The following is a 15,157-nucleotide window of genomic DNA, read 5'->3' as shown; positions in this document are numbered from 1 at the left end:
GTCTGTCGCGTCACTCGTGACTCTGTCAGGGCAGTAGCTATGCCGGAACCGTCGGACCGTACGACCATGCCGACGGATCTCTCACCTGTCGACGGCGCGCTGTCCGACGCCCTCGCGGCCGAGCGCTCGCGCCAGCGCGAGACGTTGTCGCTGATCGCGAGCGAGAACCACGCGAGCGAGGCGGTGCTGGCGGCCCAGGGGTCGGTGCTGACCAACAAGTACGCGGAGGGCGACCCCGGCGACCGCTACTACGGCGGCTGCGAGCACGCCGACACGGTCGAGCGCCTCGCCCGCGAGCGCGCTCGGGAGCTGTTCGGGGCCGACCACGCCAACGTCCAGCCTCACTCCGGGACCCAGGCCAACCTCGCCGCCTATCAGGCGCTGCTCGACTCGGGCGACACGATCCTCTCGCTCTCGATGTCCCACGGCGGCCACCTCAGCCACGGCCAGCCGTACACGATGGTCGACGAACACTTCGAGGTGTCCCACTACGGCGTCGACGAGGCGACCGGCCGGCTGGACTACGACGCCGTCGAGGCCCGGGCCGAGGCGGTCGACCCCGACCTGATCGTCTCGGGGTACTCCGCGTACCCGCGACAGGTCGACTGGGAGCGTGTCCAGACGGTCGCCGACGCCGTCGACGCGTACCACGTCGCGGACATCGCGCACCTGACGGGCCTCCTCGCCGCCGACGTCCACCCTTCGCCGGTGGGTATCGCCGACCTCGTGACGGGGTCGACTCACAAGACGATCCGGTCGGGCCGCGGCGGGATGGTGCTGTGCGACGAGGCGCTGGCCGATGCGGTCGACACCGCGGTGATGCCGGGCTGTCAGGGCGGGCCGCTGATGCACAACGTCGCCGGCAAGGCGGCGGGCTTCGCCGAGGCGCTGACCCCCGAGTTCGAGCTGTACGCCCGCCAGATCGTCGACAACGCCACGGCGCTCGCGGACCGACTGGGCGAGCGCGGCTTCGAGTTGGTCTCGGGCGGGACGGACGTGCACTTCGTCCTCGTCGACCTGCGCGAGACCCACCCGGACCTGACGGGCGAGCGCGCCGAGGCGGCTCTGGAATCGGTGGGGCTGGTCGCGAACAAACAGACGGTGCCCGGCGACCATCGGTCGGCGACCGTCGGGAGCGGCCTCCGGATCGGCACGCCCGCGGTCACCACCCGCGGGTTCGACGCGACCGCGACCGAGCGGCTGGCCGACGCCGTCGCCGACGTGCTCGACGCCCCGGACGACGAGGCGGTCGCGAACGAGGTCGCCGAGACCGTCGCCGACCTCTGTTCGCGGTTCCCCGTCTACGGCGACACGACGGCCGCCTCCGTATGACCATGGTCGAGCCGACCGAGTTGACGATCCGCCGGTACCGCGCCGGCGACGGCGAACGCGTCCGCGAGCTGAACCGCGAGGCGATGGCGGAGACGCCCGAGTGGGTGGTCGACGCGCCCGACGCGGACCTGGATGACGTGCGCGGGCACTACCTCGACGCCGGCGGGGAGTTCCTCGTCGGCGAACTCGACGGCGGAGCGGACGACGCCGGCCCCGACGACGGGGAGATCGGCGCGACCGGCGCCGTCGAGCCCCTCGACGGCTGGATGGCCGAGCGCTTCGACGCCGCGGCGGGGACGGGCGAACTCTCCCGCGTCCGCGTCGACCCTGCGATGCAGGGTCGGGGTTTCGGGACCCGGATCGTCGAGGAGCTCGCGCGGCGCGCGCGCCGTCGCGGGTACCGCGCGCTGGTCCTGAACACCGGCGCGGACAACGAGCAGGCCCGCGGCTTCTACGAGTCGCTCGGCTACGCCTGTGTCGGCGAGGAGACCGTCGAGTTCGACGACGTGGCGCTCGACCTGGCGCTGTACTGGCGCCGCGTCGACGGGTGACCGGACCGGCGACCGCCCCCGACGAGCCGGACTGCCGTCGGTCCCGGAGGGCTTTTCTCCCGACCCGCCCCAGCCCGGGGTGTGCGCCGCAGTCTCCGGTTTCTGGCGGGCGTCCTCGTCGGCGGCGGCGCGCTCGCCGGCTACCTCGCGTTCGTCGGCGTCGACAGCGTCGCCGCCCGCCTCTCGGGGGTCGCGCCGGGGCTGCTCGCCGCGGTCGCGGTCCTCGTCGTCGCCGAGGGCGTCGTCGACGGACTGGGGTTCTGGGCCTCGGTCCGCCCGCTCGGCGACGGGCTCTCCGGGAGCCGGAGCGTCCAGTTCGCCGTTGCGGGTGACTTCTTCGACACGCTGAGCCCCGCCGGACCGGTCAGCTCCGAGCCCATCATGGCGACGTTCGTCGAGACCGCGACGGGCACGACCTACAGCGAGGCGCTGGCAGTCCGCTCGGTCGCCAAGTACGTCAAGTCGGGCGCCCAGCTGCTCGTCTCGACGGCCGGCGCGCTCGTGATCGTCCTCGGCGGTCCCGCACCCCGGTACTTCCTCACGACCCTCGGCGGCGCCGTCGTCGGGCTCGTCGTCCTCGGCGGCGTCGTCGTCCGGTTCCGCGACCCGATCAGCGGCGGCCTCGCCGTCGTCCTCGGCCCGGTGGTCCGGTGGGTCTCCTCGCTGTACCGCGAGACGCCCCACGACCGCTCGGTCGTCGACCGGGCGCTGGAGCGGTTCTGGACGCGGATCGTTCGATTCCGGGACCGGCCGGGGTTGCTCGCGCTGGTCGCCGTCGGCGGCGTGGCGGAGCAGGTCCTGACCGCGGCCGCGCTGTGGGTCGCGCTGGTCGGCGTCGGCGCGGAGGTCGGCGTCCCGATCGTGGTCCCGCTGGTCGTCGTCGTCCCGCTCCCGCAGGTCGCGAGCGCCGTCCCGATCCCCGGGAGCCTCGGGGCCTACGACGTGTTGCTCGGCGGGGCGATCGGTCTCGTCACCGCCGTCTCGCCCGCGACGGCCGCCGCCGGGGTGCTGGTCGTCCGGACCGCGACGCTGCTGTTCAGCGTCGTCGTCGGCGGCGTCGCCGTCGCCTTCCTCCGCGGGTGGCGACTCCGGTGAGGTGCCCGGTCGAGCGGGGTCTACGCGCTCGCGTCGGGCATAAAGAGTTTAGGCGGAGAGCCTCGAATCGAGGGTCATGACCGACTACACCGTCGAGTTCGCTGGGACCGGTGAGACGATCACGGTCTCGGACAAGGAGACCATCCTCAGTCGGTGCATCGAGGAGGGCATCGCCCAGGAGTACTCCTGTCGGGTCGGGATGTGTCTCGCCTGCTCGGCGAAGATCGAGGCGGGAGAGGTCACCCAGCCCGCCGCCCGCGGGTTCACCGAGGAGGAGGCCGAGAGCTACGCGCTGACCTGCATGGCCCGGCCACAGTCGGATCTGGTCCTCGACCGGGGCAAGTACCCGCCGAGCATCGAGGACGACGTCGCCCGGGCCGCGGGCGCCGACCCGGCCTCGGCCGACGACTGACACGGTCGAACCGAGTTCCTATGAAGGCCCTCCGCGTCGTCGGCGTCACCATCCTCAGCATCGTCGACGCTCTCGTCCCTTCCGTCCTCGCCACACTCACCGTCTTCTTTTTCGTGGTGGACCCGTGGGTCGATGCCGCGAACCCGTTGTTGCTGTCGGCCGGCGCCGGCGCCATCGTCTTCGTCGGCACGCTCGTCGTCGGCTTCGCGATGACGATGCTGGGCCAGGGCCCGTTCCCGGTGACGCGACTGACCAAGCGGCTCTGGCAGTGGTGGCACCGCCCCTGGTTCGCCGGGAGCGACCGGCGCGGTCGCGGTCGGTAGTCTCTGTCAGTCTGCCTCACGGCGGCGAAAACGGTTTTCCGTGCGAACCTGACTGTCCGTGTATGAGCGACAACGACGCCGAAAACGCCGATTTCGTCACCCCTCCGCCCGCCGAACCGGGCGACCGAGTCGCCGTGATCGCGCCCTCCAGCGGCGCAGCGACGATGTTCCCGGACGTGCTCGACCTCGCGCTCGAACGCCTCCGCTACTGCTTCGACCTCGACCCGGTGGTCTACGAAACCGCCGAGGCCGACCCCGACGAGCTTCGCGAGAACCCCGAGCTGCGCGCCGCGGACGTACACGAGGCGTTCCGCGACCCCGATATCTCGGCCGTCTTCGCAACCATCGGCGGCGACGACCAGGTCCGCGTGCTGCGACACCTCGACGGCGAGATTCTACGGGCGAACCCCACCCGCTTCTTTGGCATGAGCGATAACACCTGCCTCGCCAGCTACCTCTGGACCCAGGGTGTCGTCTCGTTCTACGGCGGACAGTTGCTCAACCAGGTCGCGACCGCCGGCCACCTGCCGGAGTACACCGAGCGGTACCTCCGCCGGGCGCTGTTCGCCGAATCGCTCGGCGAACTCGACCCCGCCGGGGCGTGGACCGACGACCCCGTCGAGTGGGCACGCGAGGACTTCCGGGAAGCGGAACCGGAGTACGAGGACAACGACGGGTGGCGCTGGGACGTGCCCGACGAGCGCGAGGGTGAGGTGATCTCGGGGCGGCTCTGGGGCGGCTGTCTCACTGTGCTCCCGTGGCTGCTGGCCGCCGACCGGGCGGTTCCCGACCCGGCGGACCTGGAGGGATCCGTCCTCGCGCTGGAGACCTCGGAGGAACTCCCCACGGCCGACGACGTGCGGCGGAAGCTCACCGTCCTCGGCGAGCGCGGGCTGCTGGAGCGGTTCGACGCCGTCATCGTCGGTCGCCCGCAGACGCGCAGCCGCGAGGACGAGCGGTCCGAGGAGGAGCGGACGGCGTTCCGTGATGACCAGCGGGCGACAATACGCGAGTGGGTCCGCGAGTACAATCCCGACGTGCCGGTCGTCTTCGACCTCGACTTCGGCCACACGAACCCGACGGCGCCCGTACCGATGGGCGGTCGAACCGAGATCGATACGGGTGAGCGGACGATCCGCTTCGCCTGAGCGTCGGCGGAAGCGCTTGCCGTCAGTTCCCGGTGACGATGCCGGCGACGCGCTCGCGGTCGAACAGCTGCTCCTCGGCGGGGATCTCGGGGTAGTGGTCGCCGTTCTCGTAGTCGGGCCACTCGCCGAAGACGTCGGGGTAGAGCTGCTTGGCGGTCATCTCGATCTGGAAGAGGTTCATCAGCGGGCCCTGGTAACGCATCCCCTGGGCGTAGACGCGGTCGTTCTGGACGGCGGAGAGCTCCGCGCCGATATCGTCCGAGCGGAGCTGCTCGCGGATGTTGGCCATGTCGTAGCGCGGCGTCATTCCCCAGAGATGGAGGATCACGTCGGGGTCGGCCTCGATCATCGTCTCGTAGCCGACCGAGCCCCACAGGCCGTCCCACTGTTCGCTGTCGAAGGCGTCGACGGCGGCCAGCGGGCGAGTGTCCGCGAGCCAGAACCCGGGCCGGTTCAGGTGGTACGTCCAGAACTGCCCGTCGCCGAGCGTGACGCGCACGGCGGTCGGGCGCTCGTCCTCAGGCGGCAGGTTGGCCTCGATGGTCCCGAGGAGGTCGCTGTGGACGGCGTCGAGTCGCTCGTACCGCTCGCGTTCCCGGAAGAGGTCGGCGACGTGGCCGAACAGCTCCCAGAGGGTGTAGTACTGGTAGTCGTCGGCGTAGGACTCGGGGGGCGCGCCGTGGGTCCCGCTGTAGAAGTTCCCGAGGAAGGGGCCGACGGAGTCGGTGATCGCTTCGACGTCGTCCCGGCTCCAGTTGTCCTGGGTGGTCGCCCAGGCGGGGTCCAGGAGGTGGACGTCGCTGTCGAGGCTGTAGAAGAACTCCTTCGAGAAGTCGTTGAACGGGTTCGGGATCCCCTCCCAGTCGAAGGAGACGCCGTCGAGGCGCTCGTAGTAGTGGTTCATCGTCGGACCGGCCATCTCCGGGACGAACATCGAGTTGACGGTATCGCCGTATCCCAGCGCGACGAGCATGTCGGCGAACTGGTTGTACATCGTGAAGACGCTCTCCGGGGCGGAGTCGAGCGCCACCTCGCCCATCGGGGAGAGCGTCGCGCTGTATCCGCCGTCGTCCGTCGCGGTCGGCGACGAACCGGGCGTCTCCGGCGTGTCCGTCGCTGTTCCCGCCCCCACCGCCGTCTCCGTCTGCTCGCCGTCAGCCGACCCGTCGGTCGCCGTCCCACCGCTCGGCGTCTCGTCGCCAGTCCCGGCACAGCCCGCGAGCAGCGCGCTCCCGAGGAGGGCGCTCCCGCCGGCGAGCCACTTCCGACGCGTCAATCGAGGGTCGCTTGTATCGTCGTCCATGTTTTAGGTAGACCTAATCCAAGATAAAGTAGTTTCGGAACGCCCGCAGCGAGGATCGGCGGGGATCGATGCGAACGTCGGTCACGCCGACGGGGCCGCCGGGCGGTTTACCCCTCGTCGACCGGGTCGAAGGCGTTGTCCCGCGTCGGGAACTCGCCCGATTCGACCTCGTCGACGTACCGCTCGACCGCGTCGCGGATCTCCGAGTCGAGGTCGGCGTACTGCTTCGAGAGGCTGTAGGGCTCCGCGCCGAGCCCGAGCACGTCGTTGGTCACCAGCACCTGACCGTCCACGTAGCGGCCCGACCCGATGCCGATGGTCGGTACGTCGACGGCTTCGGTGACCTCCCGGCCGACGCCCTCGCTGACGGTTTCGAGGACGACCGAGAACGCCCCCGCCTCTTCCAGCCGCCGGGCCGTGTCGACCAGCGCCTCGCCCGGCGAGGAGGTGTCGGTATCGCGGCCCTGGACGTAGGCGCCGCCGATCTCGTTTCTCCGCTGCGGTGTGAGCCCCACGTGTCCTTGGACGGGGATCCCGAGTTCGGTCAGCCGGTCGACGATCTCGATCGTCGTCTCGCCGTAGGGCGCGGTCTCCAGCTTGACGGCGTCGGCGCCCGCCTCCTTGAGGAAGCGACCGGCGTTCTCCACGGATTCGGCCATCGACGTGCCGTAGGTGAGGAAGGGCAGGTCGGCGACGACGAACGCCGCCTCGGTCCCGCGGACGACCGCAGCAGTGTTCGACAGCGCCTCCTCGAGCGTGACCGGCAGCGTGTCGTCGTAGCCGAGGTGGTTGTCGCCAGCGCTGTCGCCGACGAGGATCATGTCGACGCCCGCCGCGTCCACCTGTCGGGCGATGGACGCGTCGTAGGCCGTCAGCATCGTCAGCGGCTCGCCGCCCTCGTACTTCTCGTAGAGGTCCGGTATGGTCGTGCGAGACATCGCGATTGGTCGCCCTTCGACGGCCAGCCGTTTATCAGTTGCCGGAGCCTGACGGCGAGGTTCCGCGTCGTCCGCGAGCCGAGCAGGTGTCGGTCGCTCACTCCGCCGCGTCGGCGGCGTCGAGGTTCTCCAGGGCGATGCCGGTCCCGACGGCCACTCCGAGCACGCCGACCCCGACCAACCCGAGGATGACCACGAGCGGGTCCGTGTGGGGGCCGGCCGTATCGCCGACGAGCAGCATCGTGAACGTGAAAAGGCCGCCGAACGCGCCCGACCACAGCGACGGTCGCTTCCACGAGTCGACGCGCGATTTCAGGTCGAAGTGTGCCTTACAGAGCAGGCCCAGGCCGACGGCGTACACGAAGCCGAACCCGACAGCGCCGAGGTGCAGACCGGCGAACTCCCACGAAACGGCGGCGACGCCGACCCCCGAAGCGATACTCAGCGGCCAGTAGCGGCGGGCACGCATACCCCCGATGTGCGCCCGCCGGCCGAAAAGTGTTCTCGAACGGATCGGTCTCGGGCCGTGTCTACCCGATCAGTCCCCGTCGGCGCCGACGGGGAGCGTGACGCCGTCTCCGCCGAGTTCGTCGGCCTCGGCCTCGATCTCCACCCGGCCGCCGTCGCGGTCGGCGCGGACGACGGCGATACAGGTGCCGTGGTAGGCCGATCGAGACTCCCCCACCCACGGCTCGTCGCTGTCGAGGTTCCCGTTGTCGACGCCGGCGATCTCGCCCGCGCCCGAGACCGAAAAGTCGACTTCGTGGTCCGCACGGGGGACGCGCACGCCCTCCTCGTCGACGACGGTCGCCTCGGCGTAGACGAGGTCGCGGCCGTCAGCGGCGAGCGTCTCGCGGTCGGCCGACAGCTCGACCGCCGCCGGCTCGCCGGCCGTCTCCAGTTCGTGTTCGGCGACGACCTCGCCGTCGTCTTTCGCCACGGCGCGCAGGGTGCCCGACTCGTAGGGGACGTACCACTCGATCGGCCGCGGGCCGTAGTCGTCGGCGTGCTGGACCCCCAGGCTCTCGTCGTTCTGGTACAGTTCGACCGTCTCGGCGTTGGTGTAGGTGTAGACGTCGACGAAGCCCTGGGAGTCCTCGCGGTCGGGGAAGTTCCAGTGCTCGGAGAGGGGCGGGCCGCTCCAGGCCGGGCGACAGGCCGGGCGCTCGCGGTCGTGGTCGACGGCGGCGGCGAAGACGACGGACTCGTCGGACCAGGCCGCCTGGTGGAACCGCCCCGAGGGCTTGATCGCACCGGTGGTGTCGATCAGCCCCGTGGGCCACCCCTTGCTGGGCCAGTCCCGGGCCTCGCCGAGGTAGTCGATGCCCGGCCAGAGGAACTGTCCGCACACGTCGTCGCGTTCTTCCACGTCGTACCACGGGTTGCGGGGGACGAACGCGAGCGGGTCGTCGCCGGACCCGCGGAAGAACCGCCGGTTCTCCGAGCCGAGGAGGGGCAGGTCGATACCGGCCTCGCGGTAGTCGTCGTACCAGTGTTCCTGGTAGTTGCCGACGAGCACGTCGACGTGTTCGGCGACGCGCTCGATGTTCTCGACGACGCCCTCGGTGCCGTCGCCCCACGGCGGATTGCCGTACGTGACGGGGCGCGTGGGGTCCATCTCGCTGGCCGCCTCGGTGAGCATCGCGAGGTCCTCGATCATCTCCTCGGAACCCTGGTCGAAGTTCTCGTTGCCGACGCTCCAGAGCACGATAGAAGGATGGTTGCGGTCGCGGTCGATCATCGCCGACAGGTCCTCGGCCCACCACTCGTCGAACCACTCGTCGGCGCCGACGTGGCGCCACTTGTCGTACACCTCGTCGATCACGAGAAAGCCCATCCTGTCACAGAGGTCCAGCAGTTCGGGCTGGGGCGGATTGTGGGCCGTCCGGATGGCGTTACACCCCAGCTCTTGCAGCGTCTCCAGCCGCCGTTCGAGCGCGCGCTCGGTGACCGCCGCGCCGAGACAGCCGGCGTCGTGGTGGAGGTTGACGCCTTTCATATCGACGGGCTCGCCGTTGAGGAAGAAGCCCTCGTCGGCGGTCCACTCGAAGGTGCGGACCCCGAACGGAGTGACGTAGTCGTCGACAGCGATGGCGGATCCGCCGCCGTCGTTCCGCGACGGCGACGCCGTCGCGCCCCCGCCGTCCTCGCGGTAGACGACGCTGCGGGCGAAGTAGCGGGTCGGGTCGTCCAGCGTCCAGCGGTCGGGGTCGGCCACGGAGAGCCGTTGCTCGAACTCGTGGAACTCGCCGGGTTCGACGGTCGCTTCGTCGCCGGCGGTGGCGACCACCTCGCCGTCGGCGTCGAGGATGTCGGTCTCCAGCGCGACGGTGACCGCCTCGTCGTCGTCGTTGGTGACCTCCGTCAGCACCTGCACCTCGGCGCGCTGGCGGTTGACGGCATTGGTGCGCACGTCGGTGCCGAAGGGGACGACCGCGACCGGGTCGGTCTCGGTGAGGTGTACGTCGCGGTAGATGCCCGAGCCGGTGTACCAGCGAGTGTGGGGGTGTTCGTCGTTGGCGACGCGGACGGCGAGCGTCTCGCCGCCGGTGACGCCGAACTCCGAGAGGTCATAGTTCACCGTCGAGTAGCCGTACGGGCGGGTGCCGACGTGTTCGCCGTCGACGTACACGTCGAAGTTGCGGTAGACGCCGTCGAAGCGCAGCGTCGGCTCGCCCTCGATGTCCTCGGGCAACTGGCGGCGGTACCAGCCGACGCCCTCGGGGGCAAAGCCACCCGCCGCCTCGCTGGGGTTGTCCGGGTCGAACGGCCCCTCGATACTCCAGTCGTGGGGCACCTCGACGCGCTCCCAGTCGCCGTCGTCGAGCGCGGGGTCGGCGCCGTCGTCGACGTCGCCGCGCGTGAACCGCCAGCCCGTCTCCAGGCGGCGTGTCCGTCGATGCTCCTCGTCGGGACCGTCGGTCGTTGACATACGACCAGGTCGCCCACCCGAGTCAATTAGCTTGCGGCACCGGCGGAGCGATCCGGGGATCGCGGTATCGGTCAGGGACGGCCGCCCGGTCGCACCACGATGTCGTCGAGCCGTTCGGCCAGTCGCTCGACGTCGCGACGGCGGCGCCGCGCCGCCGCGCGCCCGACGAACGGGACCGGGACGGCGGTTTCGACCGCGGTCGCGATCTCGACCCGCGTCCGCTCCCCGTCGCCCTCGGAGACCAGTGTGACCGTCGTCTCGGCGGTGACGAGGGGGCGGGCCTCGTGCAGTCGCCGGTAGGCGAACCCGTCCGGACGGTGCTCGAAGACGAACCGCGTGGCGAATGGACGCCCGCTCGGGCGGGCGGTGACCACGGTCCGGTCGTCCTCGACGGCCACGTCCGCGACAGCGAACCGGCCTTCCGCCTCGATGACGGCCCGCGGCGTGAGCCGCTCGGCGACGGTCTCGGACGAAACGGGGACCACGCGGGAGACGGCGGCGGCGCGCATAGCCCGAGTCCGACCGGCGCGCGGAAAACGGTTGGGCCGCCGTCACGAGACATTCGAGCGGCGGGTCGCCGTCACGCAAGCTTTAGCCCGGGCTCGCACCTACGGCGGGGTATGGTGACGCTTCTGTCCGGCGGGACGGGCACGCCGAAGCTCCTGTCGGGCGCCGACGCCGTCTTCGACCCGGGCGAGACGACCGTCGTCGGCAACACCGGCGACGACGTGGAGCTGGGCGGCCACCTCGTCTGCCCGGACGTGGACACCGTCCTCTACCTCCGCGGCGACCGCCTCGATCGGGACACCTGGTGGGGGATCGCCGACGACTCGGCGACCACCCACGGGGAGCTCGTCGACATCGCCGAGTCGGCCGGGCTGGGCACCGAACCCCGATACCTCGACGACGACCGACAGACCGCTGGCCGCGAGATCGCGCGCTGGCGCCGGTTCTCCGGCGTCGGCGAGTTCATGCTGATCGGCGACGCCGACCGCGCCGTCCACCTGACGCGGACGAGCCTGATCGACGAAGGGGCGACGCTGACCGGGGCGACGCGGACGCTCGCCGACGCGTTCGAGTTGACCGTGGACCTGCTGCCGATGAGCGACGACCCGGTGGCGACCATCGTCCACACCCCAGAGGGGCCGATGCACTTCCAGGAGTTCTGGGTCGCCCGCGGCGGCGAACCCGCGATCGAATCGGTTGAGTTCCGGGGCGCGGAAGACGCGACCGCGACCGACGCCGTCGTGGAGGCACTGGCCGACCCGGTCGTGATCGGTCCCTCGAACCCGATCACGAGTCTCGGGCCGATGCTCGCGCTCGACGGGATCGCCGAGGCACTCGCCGAGACGCCCGTCGTCGCCGTCTCGCCGTTCGTCGAGGACACCGTCTTCTCCGGCCCCGCCGACGACCTGCTGGAGGCCGAGGGCTACGAGGCCAGCACCGCCGGGGTCGCCGAGGCCTACCCGTTCGCCGACGCGTTCGTCCTCGATTCGACGGACGCACCCGACCTCGACCGGCCGGTCGTCCGCACCGATACCCGGATGGACGACGAGGCCGACGCCGAGCGGGTCGCCCGCGCCGCACAGGAGGCGCTGGAGGGGGTCTCGTGACCGAGGCGCCCGCCCCGCCGTTCGAGCCGCGCCTGGCGCTGGCGAGCCTGAGCGGCCGGTCGGACGCCGAGTGGGCGCGGTCGGGGAGCGAGTTCGCCGGCGCGGCGTTCCTCGGGGGGATCGCTCTCGACGAACCCACGCGCGAGGCCGCCCGGCGGATGGTCGACCGAGACCGCGAGGAGTTTCTCCCGGCCGACCCGCTTTCGTTCGTCGACGACCAGCTGGCCGCGCTCGCCGACGCGCCGCTCCGGCCGGGGTTCAACGTCCGCGCGAGCGAACCGGAGCCGATCCGCGCGGCCGCCGAGGTCTGCGCCGACCGCGGGGCGATGCTGGAGGTCAACGCCCACTGCCGCCAGGACGAGATGTGCGCCGCGGGCGCTGGCGAGTCGCTGTTGGGCGAGCCTGCCCGGCTCGCCGACTACGTCGCGGCCGCGGCCGCGACCGGTGCGACCGTGAGCGTGAAAGTCCGGACGGAACTGGCGAGCGTCGACCTGCCCGCGGTCGCCGCGCGACTCGACGACGCCGGCGTCGATATCGTCCACGTCGACGCGATGGACTCCGAGGAAGTCGTCGCGGACGTGGTCGAGGCCACCGATGTGTTCGTCGTCGCCAACAACGGCGTTCGCGACCGCGAGACGGTCCGCGAGTACCTCGCCCACGGCGCCGACGCCGTCAGCGTCGGCCGCCCGAGCGACGACCCACGGGCCCTCCGGCGGGTCCGCGCGGCCGTCGACGAGTGGTTCGACGGCGACGCCGGCGATGAGTCGAGCGGCGACGCCGGCGACGGATCGCACGGCCGGGCCGTCCCGGCCGGCTCTGGAGGGCCGAAGTCGTGAGAACCACCGCCCAGAACGCCGAGTTGGCCCTCCTGCTCGAAGTCGCGGGGACGCCCAAGCCCGGCAACGTCGACCGCCACCGCGACCACGACGACCTGCGCTTCGAACACTTCCTCACCGGCGCCGTCGGGGCGCAGGAGGGCCTGCGGATGGCCGCCGCCGGCGAGCCAGTCGGCGAGTCGTTCCACCGGGCGATCGAGGGCATGGCCGACCAGCGCGGCGGCAACACCCAGTTCGGCGCGATCTTGCTCCAGTTGCCCCTCGTCGTCGCCGCGGGAGCCGACGACCGCCACCTCTCGCCCGAGGGCGCCACCGCCGTGGTCGAGTCGACGACCGTCGCCGACGCCGCCGGGTTCTACCGCGCCTTCGAGGCGGTCGACGTGGCCGTCGACGACCCGCCGGAGGACATGGCCGCCCTGGACGTGCGCCGCGGGAGCGACGCCGTTCCCGCCCTGGAGGAGCGCGGGCTGACCCTCGCCGATATCATGGCGCGGTCGGCCGACCGCGACGGCATTGCCCGCGAGTGGGTCGACGGGTTCGAGCGCACGTTCGGCGCCGCCGAGTCGATCGAATCGGGCGAGGGACCGGTGGCCGACCGCGCCGCCGACGCGTTCCTCGACCTGCTCGCCGCCGAGGTCGACACCTTCGTCGTCACCCAGCACGACCGCGCGACGGCCGAGCGGGCGACCGAGCGCGCGCGAGCGGCGCTGGACGGCGACATCGACCCCGAGGACCTCGCAGCGGAGTTCGTCGCCGAGGAGATCAACCCCGGCACGACCGCCGACACCGTCGCCGCCGCACTCTTCGTCGCGCTGGAACGGGGGCTGGAGGTATGAGCGACGACGCTGTGGGCGGGACTGGTGACGGGAACGATGACGGGGCGACCGACGACTGGCCGGTCGAGATCGCGGGCGTCGTCGAGTCGGTCGTCACCACGCTCGGGCCGAACGACCGCTGGAACGTCGCCGCGCTCGGTCTCCACGCCGGCGACCCGGTCACCGCCCGGACATACGGCCGGACCCGCACCTGGCGCAACTTCCGCGAGCGCGGCGGCGGCGTCGTCCAGTTCACCCGCGACCCCGTCGGCTTCGTCGACGCCGCGCTCTCGATTCACGAGGTCGACGAGCCCGTCCTCGACAGCGCGGACGCCTGGGTCGAAGTCGAGGTCGAGCGCGTCGGAACCGACCAGGAGGGCGACACCGAGATCGTGACGTGGAAACTGGGGGCCGTCGACAGCGGCGTCGAGCGGCGCGTCGTGCCGACGACGAACCGGGGGTTCTCCGCCGTCGTGGAGGCGACGGTGGCCGCCTCGCGCCTCGACGTGGACGGGTTCGACCGCGAGGAGTTGCTGGAACGGTTGGCCTACTTCGAGCGCGTCGTCGAGACCGCCGGCGGCGAGCGCGAACGCGTCGCCTTCGAGCGGATCCGCGACCTCGTCGACGCCGAGTGGTGATCTGACGTGGAGCGGGGTGCTGTGAATGGCGGCTCGGCCGCTAGATTTGCGGTCACCGCAAACAGCGTAAAAGCCCCGGCCGTCGCCGAGACGGTCGCCCCTTTCACGCTGTTCGCAGCGGTGGTGACAGCGATAGTTGCCGCGGTACACGCTGATTCGGAATCGAGTCTTCGGTCGCGACCCTCAGTTCCACCACGTCCACAGCCACCGGAGGCCGAAAGCATTTGGTCGCGCCATCCCGGACGGCGTGTATGGACTACGACGAGGCGGGGCGGACCTGTCGGCGGATCCTCGACGCGGTGAGCGAGGCGGTCATCGCCGACGACCGGTTTCTGGAGCAGGTCCTGACGGGCGTCCTCGCCCAGGGGCACGTGCTGCTGGAGGACGTACCGGGGACCGGGAAGACGCTGACGGCGCGGTCGTTCGCCAGCGCGCTCGGCCTGTCGTTCTCGCGCATCCAGTTCACGCCGGACCTGCTCCCGTCGGATATCACCGGCTCGAACGTCTACAACGAGGGGACCGGCGACTTCGAGTTCGTCCCCGGACCGGTGTTCGCGAACGTCGTCCTGGCCGACGAGATCAACCGCGCGCCGCCCAAGACTCAGGCCGCGCTGCTGGAGGCGATGGGCGAGGCCCAGGTCACAGTCGACGGCGAGACGACGGGCCTTCCGGATCCCTTCTTCGTCATCGCGACGCAGAACCCCATCGAACAGGAGGGCACCTTCGGGCTGCCGGAGGCCCAGCGCGACCGCTTCGTGTTCAAACTCGCGATGGGGTATCCCGGGTTCGACGACGAGCGGACGCTGATCGACCGCCGGGCCGACCGGACCAGCCAGTCGCCGAGCGTCGAGCCCGTCGTCGACCCCGAGACCGTCGCCGAGCTACAGGCGGTTCCGGAAACGGTCTCGGTCGACGGGAAGCTGCGCGACTACGTCGTCGAACTCGGGCGGGCGACCCGGGAGGACGACCGCGTCGACGTGGGCGTCTCGCCCCGCGGCGTGCAGCGGCTGTTCGAGGCGGCGCGGGCGGCGGCGGTCATCGAGGGCCGCAGGTACGTCGTCCCGGAGGACGTGCGGCGGGTCGTCCACGCGACGTTCGCCCACCGGCTCGTGCTGACGACGGAGGCGACCGTGCGCGACGCCGATCCCGTCCAGGTGGTCGACGACGTGCTGGAGCAGGTCGCGGTCCCGGCCGTCGACGAGCCGCGGTAGCGCCCTCGAT

The 15,157-nt window shown here is 71.2% G+C and carries 16 protein-coding genes; 11 read left to right on the top strand and 5 right to left on the bottom strand.

All coding sequences use genetic code 11. The features are described 5' to 3' along the window. Positions 1-66 precede the first annotated feature (66 nt). The 6 genes from glyA to C475_RS09180 all read left to right on the top strand — a co-directional run bounded on the left by glyA (position 67) and on the right by C475_RS09180 (position 4,861). Entirely contained in the window at positions 67-1,332 is a 1,266-nt protein-coding gene (glyA, locus tag C475_RS09205; RefSeq protein WP_006883544.1) for a serine hydroxymethyltransferase, read from the top strand. Beyond that, positions 1,329-1,883: a GNAT family N-acetyltransferase gene (locus C475_RS09200; RefSeq protein WP_006883543.1), complete on the top strand. Its 555-nt coding sequence runs from the start codon at positions 1,329-1,331 to the stop codon at positions 1,881-1,883. The genes glyA and C475_RS09200 overlap by 4 nt, the downstream gene beginning before the upstream one ends. A gap of 81 nt (positions 1,884-1,964) precedes the next feature. Then, positions 1,965-2,978: a lysylphosphatidylglycerol synthase domain-containing protein gene (locus C475_RS09195; protein WP_006883542.1), complete on the top strand. Its 1,014-nt coding sequence runs from the start codon at positions 1,965-1,967 to the stop codon at positions 2,976-2,978. A gap of 76 nt (positions 2,979-3,054) precedes the next feature. After that, entirely contained in the window at positions 3,055-3,390 is a 336-nt protein-coding gene (locus tag C475_RS09190; protein ID WP_006883541.1) for a 2Fe-2S iron-sulfur cluster-binding protein, read from the top strand. 20 nt (positions 3,391-3,410) lie between these two features. After that, positions 3,411-3,713, top strand: a complete 303-nt coding sequence (locus tag C475_RS09185) for a hypothetical protein (protein WP_006883540.1) — start codon at positions 3,411-3,413, stop codon at positions 3,711-3,713. 62 nt (positions 3,714-3,775) lie between these two features. Further along, positions 3,776-4,861 carry a S66 family peptidase gene (locus C475_RS09180; protein ID WP_006883539.1) on the top strand — a complete coding sequence of 362 codons (1,086 nt, stop codon included), beginning with the start codon at positions 3,776-3,778 and terminating at the stop codon, positions 4,859-4,861. 22 nt (positions 4,862-4,883) lie between these two features. Here C475_RS09180 and C475_RS09175 read toward each other — a convergent pair whose 3' ends face one another. From C475_RS09175 to C475_RS09155, 5 genes are all read right to left on the bottom strand, one after another. After that, positions 4,884-6,164, bottom strand: a complete 1,281-nt coding sequence (locus C475_RS09175) for an ABC transporter substrate-binding protein (protein WP_006883538.1) — start codon at positions 6,162-6,164, stop codon at positions 4,884-4,886. A 107-nt stretch (positions 6,165-6,271) separates the two neighbouring features. Next, the gene (gene panB, locus C475_RS09170) at positions 6,272-7,102 is read right to left on the bottom strand and encodes a 3-methyl-2-oxobutanoate hydroxymethyltransferase (protein ID WP_006883537.1); all 831 of its coding nucleotides are present in this window, start codon (positions 7,100-7,102) and stop codon (positions 6,272-6,274) included. Positions 7,103-7,199: 97 nt separating this feature from the next. Further along, on the bottom strand, positions 7,200-7,571 hold the full coding sequence (locus tag C475_RS09165) for a hypothetical protein (protein ID WP_006883536.1): 372 nt from the start codon (positions 7,569-7,571) through the stop codon (positions 7,200-7,202). Positions 7,572-7,640: 69 nt separating this feature from the next. Next, the gene (locus C475_RS09160; RefSeq protein WP_006883535.1) at positions 7,641-10,034 is read right to left on the bottom strand and encodes a glycoside hydrolase family 2 TIM barrel-domain containing protein; all 2,394 of its coding nucleotides are present in this window, start codon (positions 10,032-10,034) and stop codon (positions 7,641-7,643) included. Positions 10,035-10,105: 71 nt separating this feature from the next. Continuing rightward, positions 10,106-10,543: a hypothetical protein gene (locus C475_RS09155; RefSeq protein ID WP_006883534.1), complete on the bottom strand. Its 438-nt coding sequence runs from the start codon at positions 10,541-10,543 to the stop codon at positions 10,106-10,108. Between the two features lie 111 nt (positions 10,544-10,654). On the opposite strand from C475_RS09155, the gene cofD reads away from it, so the two are divergent. The 5 genes from cofD (at position 10,655) to C475_RS09130 (ending at position 15,147) form a co-directional block, all read left to right on the top strand. Continuing rightward, positions 10,655-11,647 carry a 2-phospho-L-lactate transferase gene (gene cofD / locus C475_RS09150; protein ID WP_006883533.1) on the top strand — a complete coding sequence of 331 codons (993 nt, stop codon included), beginning with the start codon at positions 10,655-10,657 and terminating at the stop codon, positions 11,645-11,647. Further along, positions 11,644-12,483, top strand: coding sequence for a tRNA-dihydrouridine synthase (locus C475_RS09145; RefSeq protein WP_006883532.1), 840 nt, complete (start codon positions 11,644-11,646; stop codon positions 12,481-12,483). Before cofD ends, C475_RS09145 begins: the two co-directional genes overlap by 4 nt. Beyond that, positions 12,480-13,319, top strand: coding sequence for a triphosphoribosyl-dephospho-CoA synthase (locus C475_RS09140; RefSeq protein ID WP_006883531.1), 840 nt, complete (start codon positions 12,480-12,482; stop codon positions 13,317-13,319). The genes C475_RS09145 and C475_RS09140 overlap by 4 nt, the downstream gene beginning before the upstream one ends. Then, the gene (locus tag C475_RS09135; protein ID WP_006883530.1) at positions 13,316-13,936 is read left to right on the top strand and encodes a DUF447 domain-containing protein; all 621 of its coding nucleotides are present in this window, start codon (positions 13,316-13,318) and stop codon (positions 13,934-13,936) included. The genes C475_RS09140 and C475_RS09135 overlap by 4 nt, the downstream gene beginning before the upstream one ends. Positions 13,937-14,187: 251 nt before the next feature. Further along, positions 14,188-15,147 carry an AAA family ATPase gene (locus C475_RS09130; protein ID WP_006883529.1) on the top strand — a complete coding sequence of 320 codons (960 nt, stop codon included), beginning with the start codon at positions 14,188-14,190 and terminating at the stop codon, positions 15,145-15,147. The last annotated feature ends 10 nt before the right edge of the window (positions 15,148-15,157 follow it).

The organism is Halosimplex carlsbadense 2-9-1 (assembly GCF_000337455.1).
In the GTDB taxonomy this organism is placed as follows: Archaea; Halobacteriota; Halobacteria; order Halobacteriales; family Haloarculaceae; genus Halosimplex; species Halosimplex carlsbadense.
The sequence above is the reverse complement of the archived record's forward strand: the minus strand, read 5'-3'. Positions and strand labels throughout refer to the sequence as shown.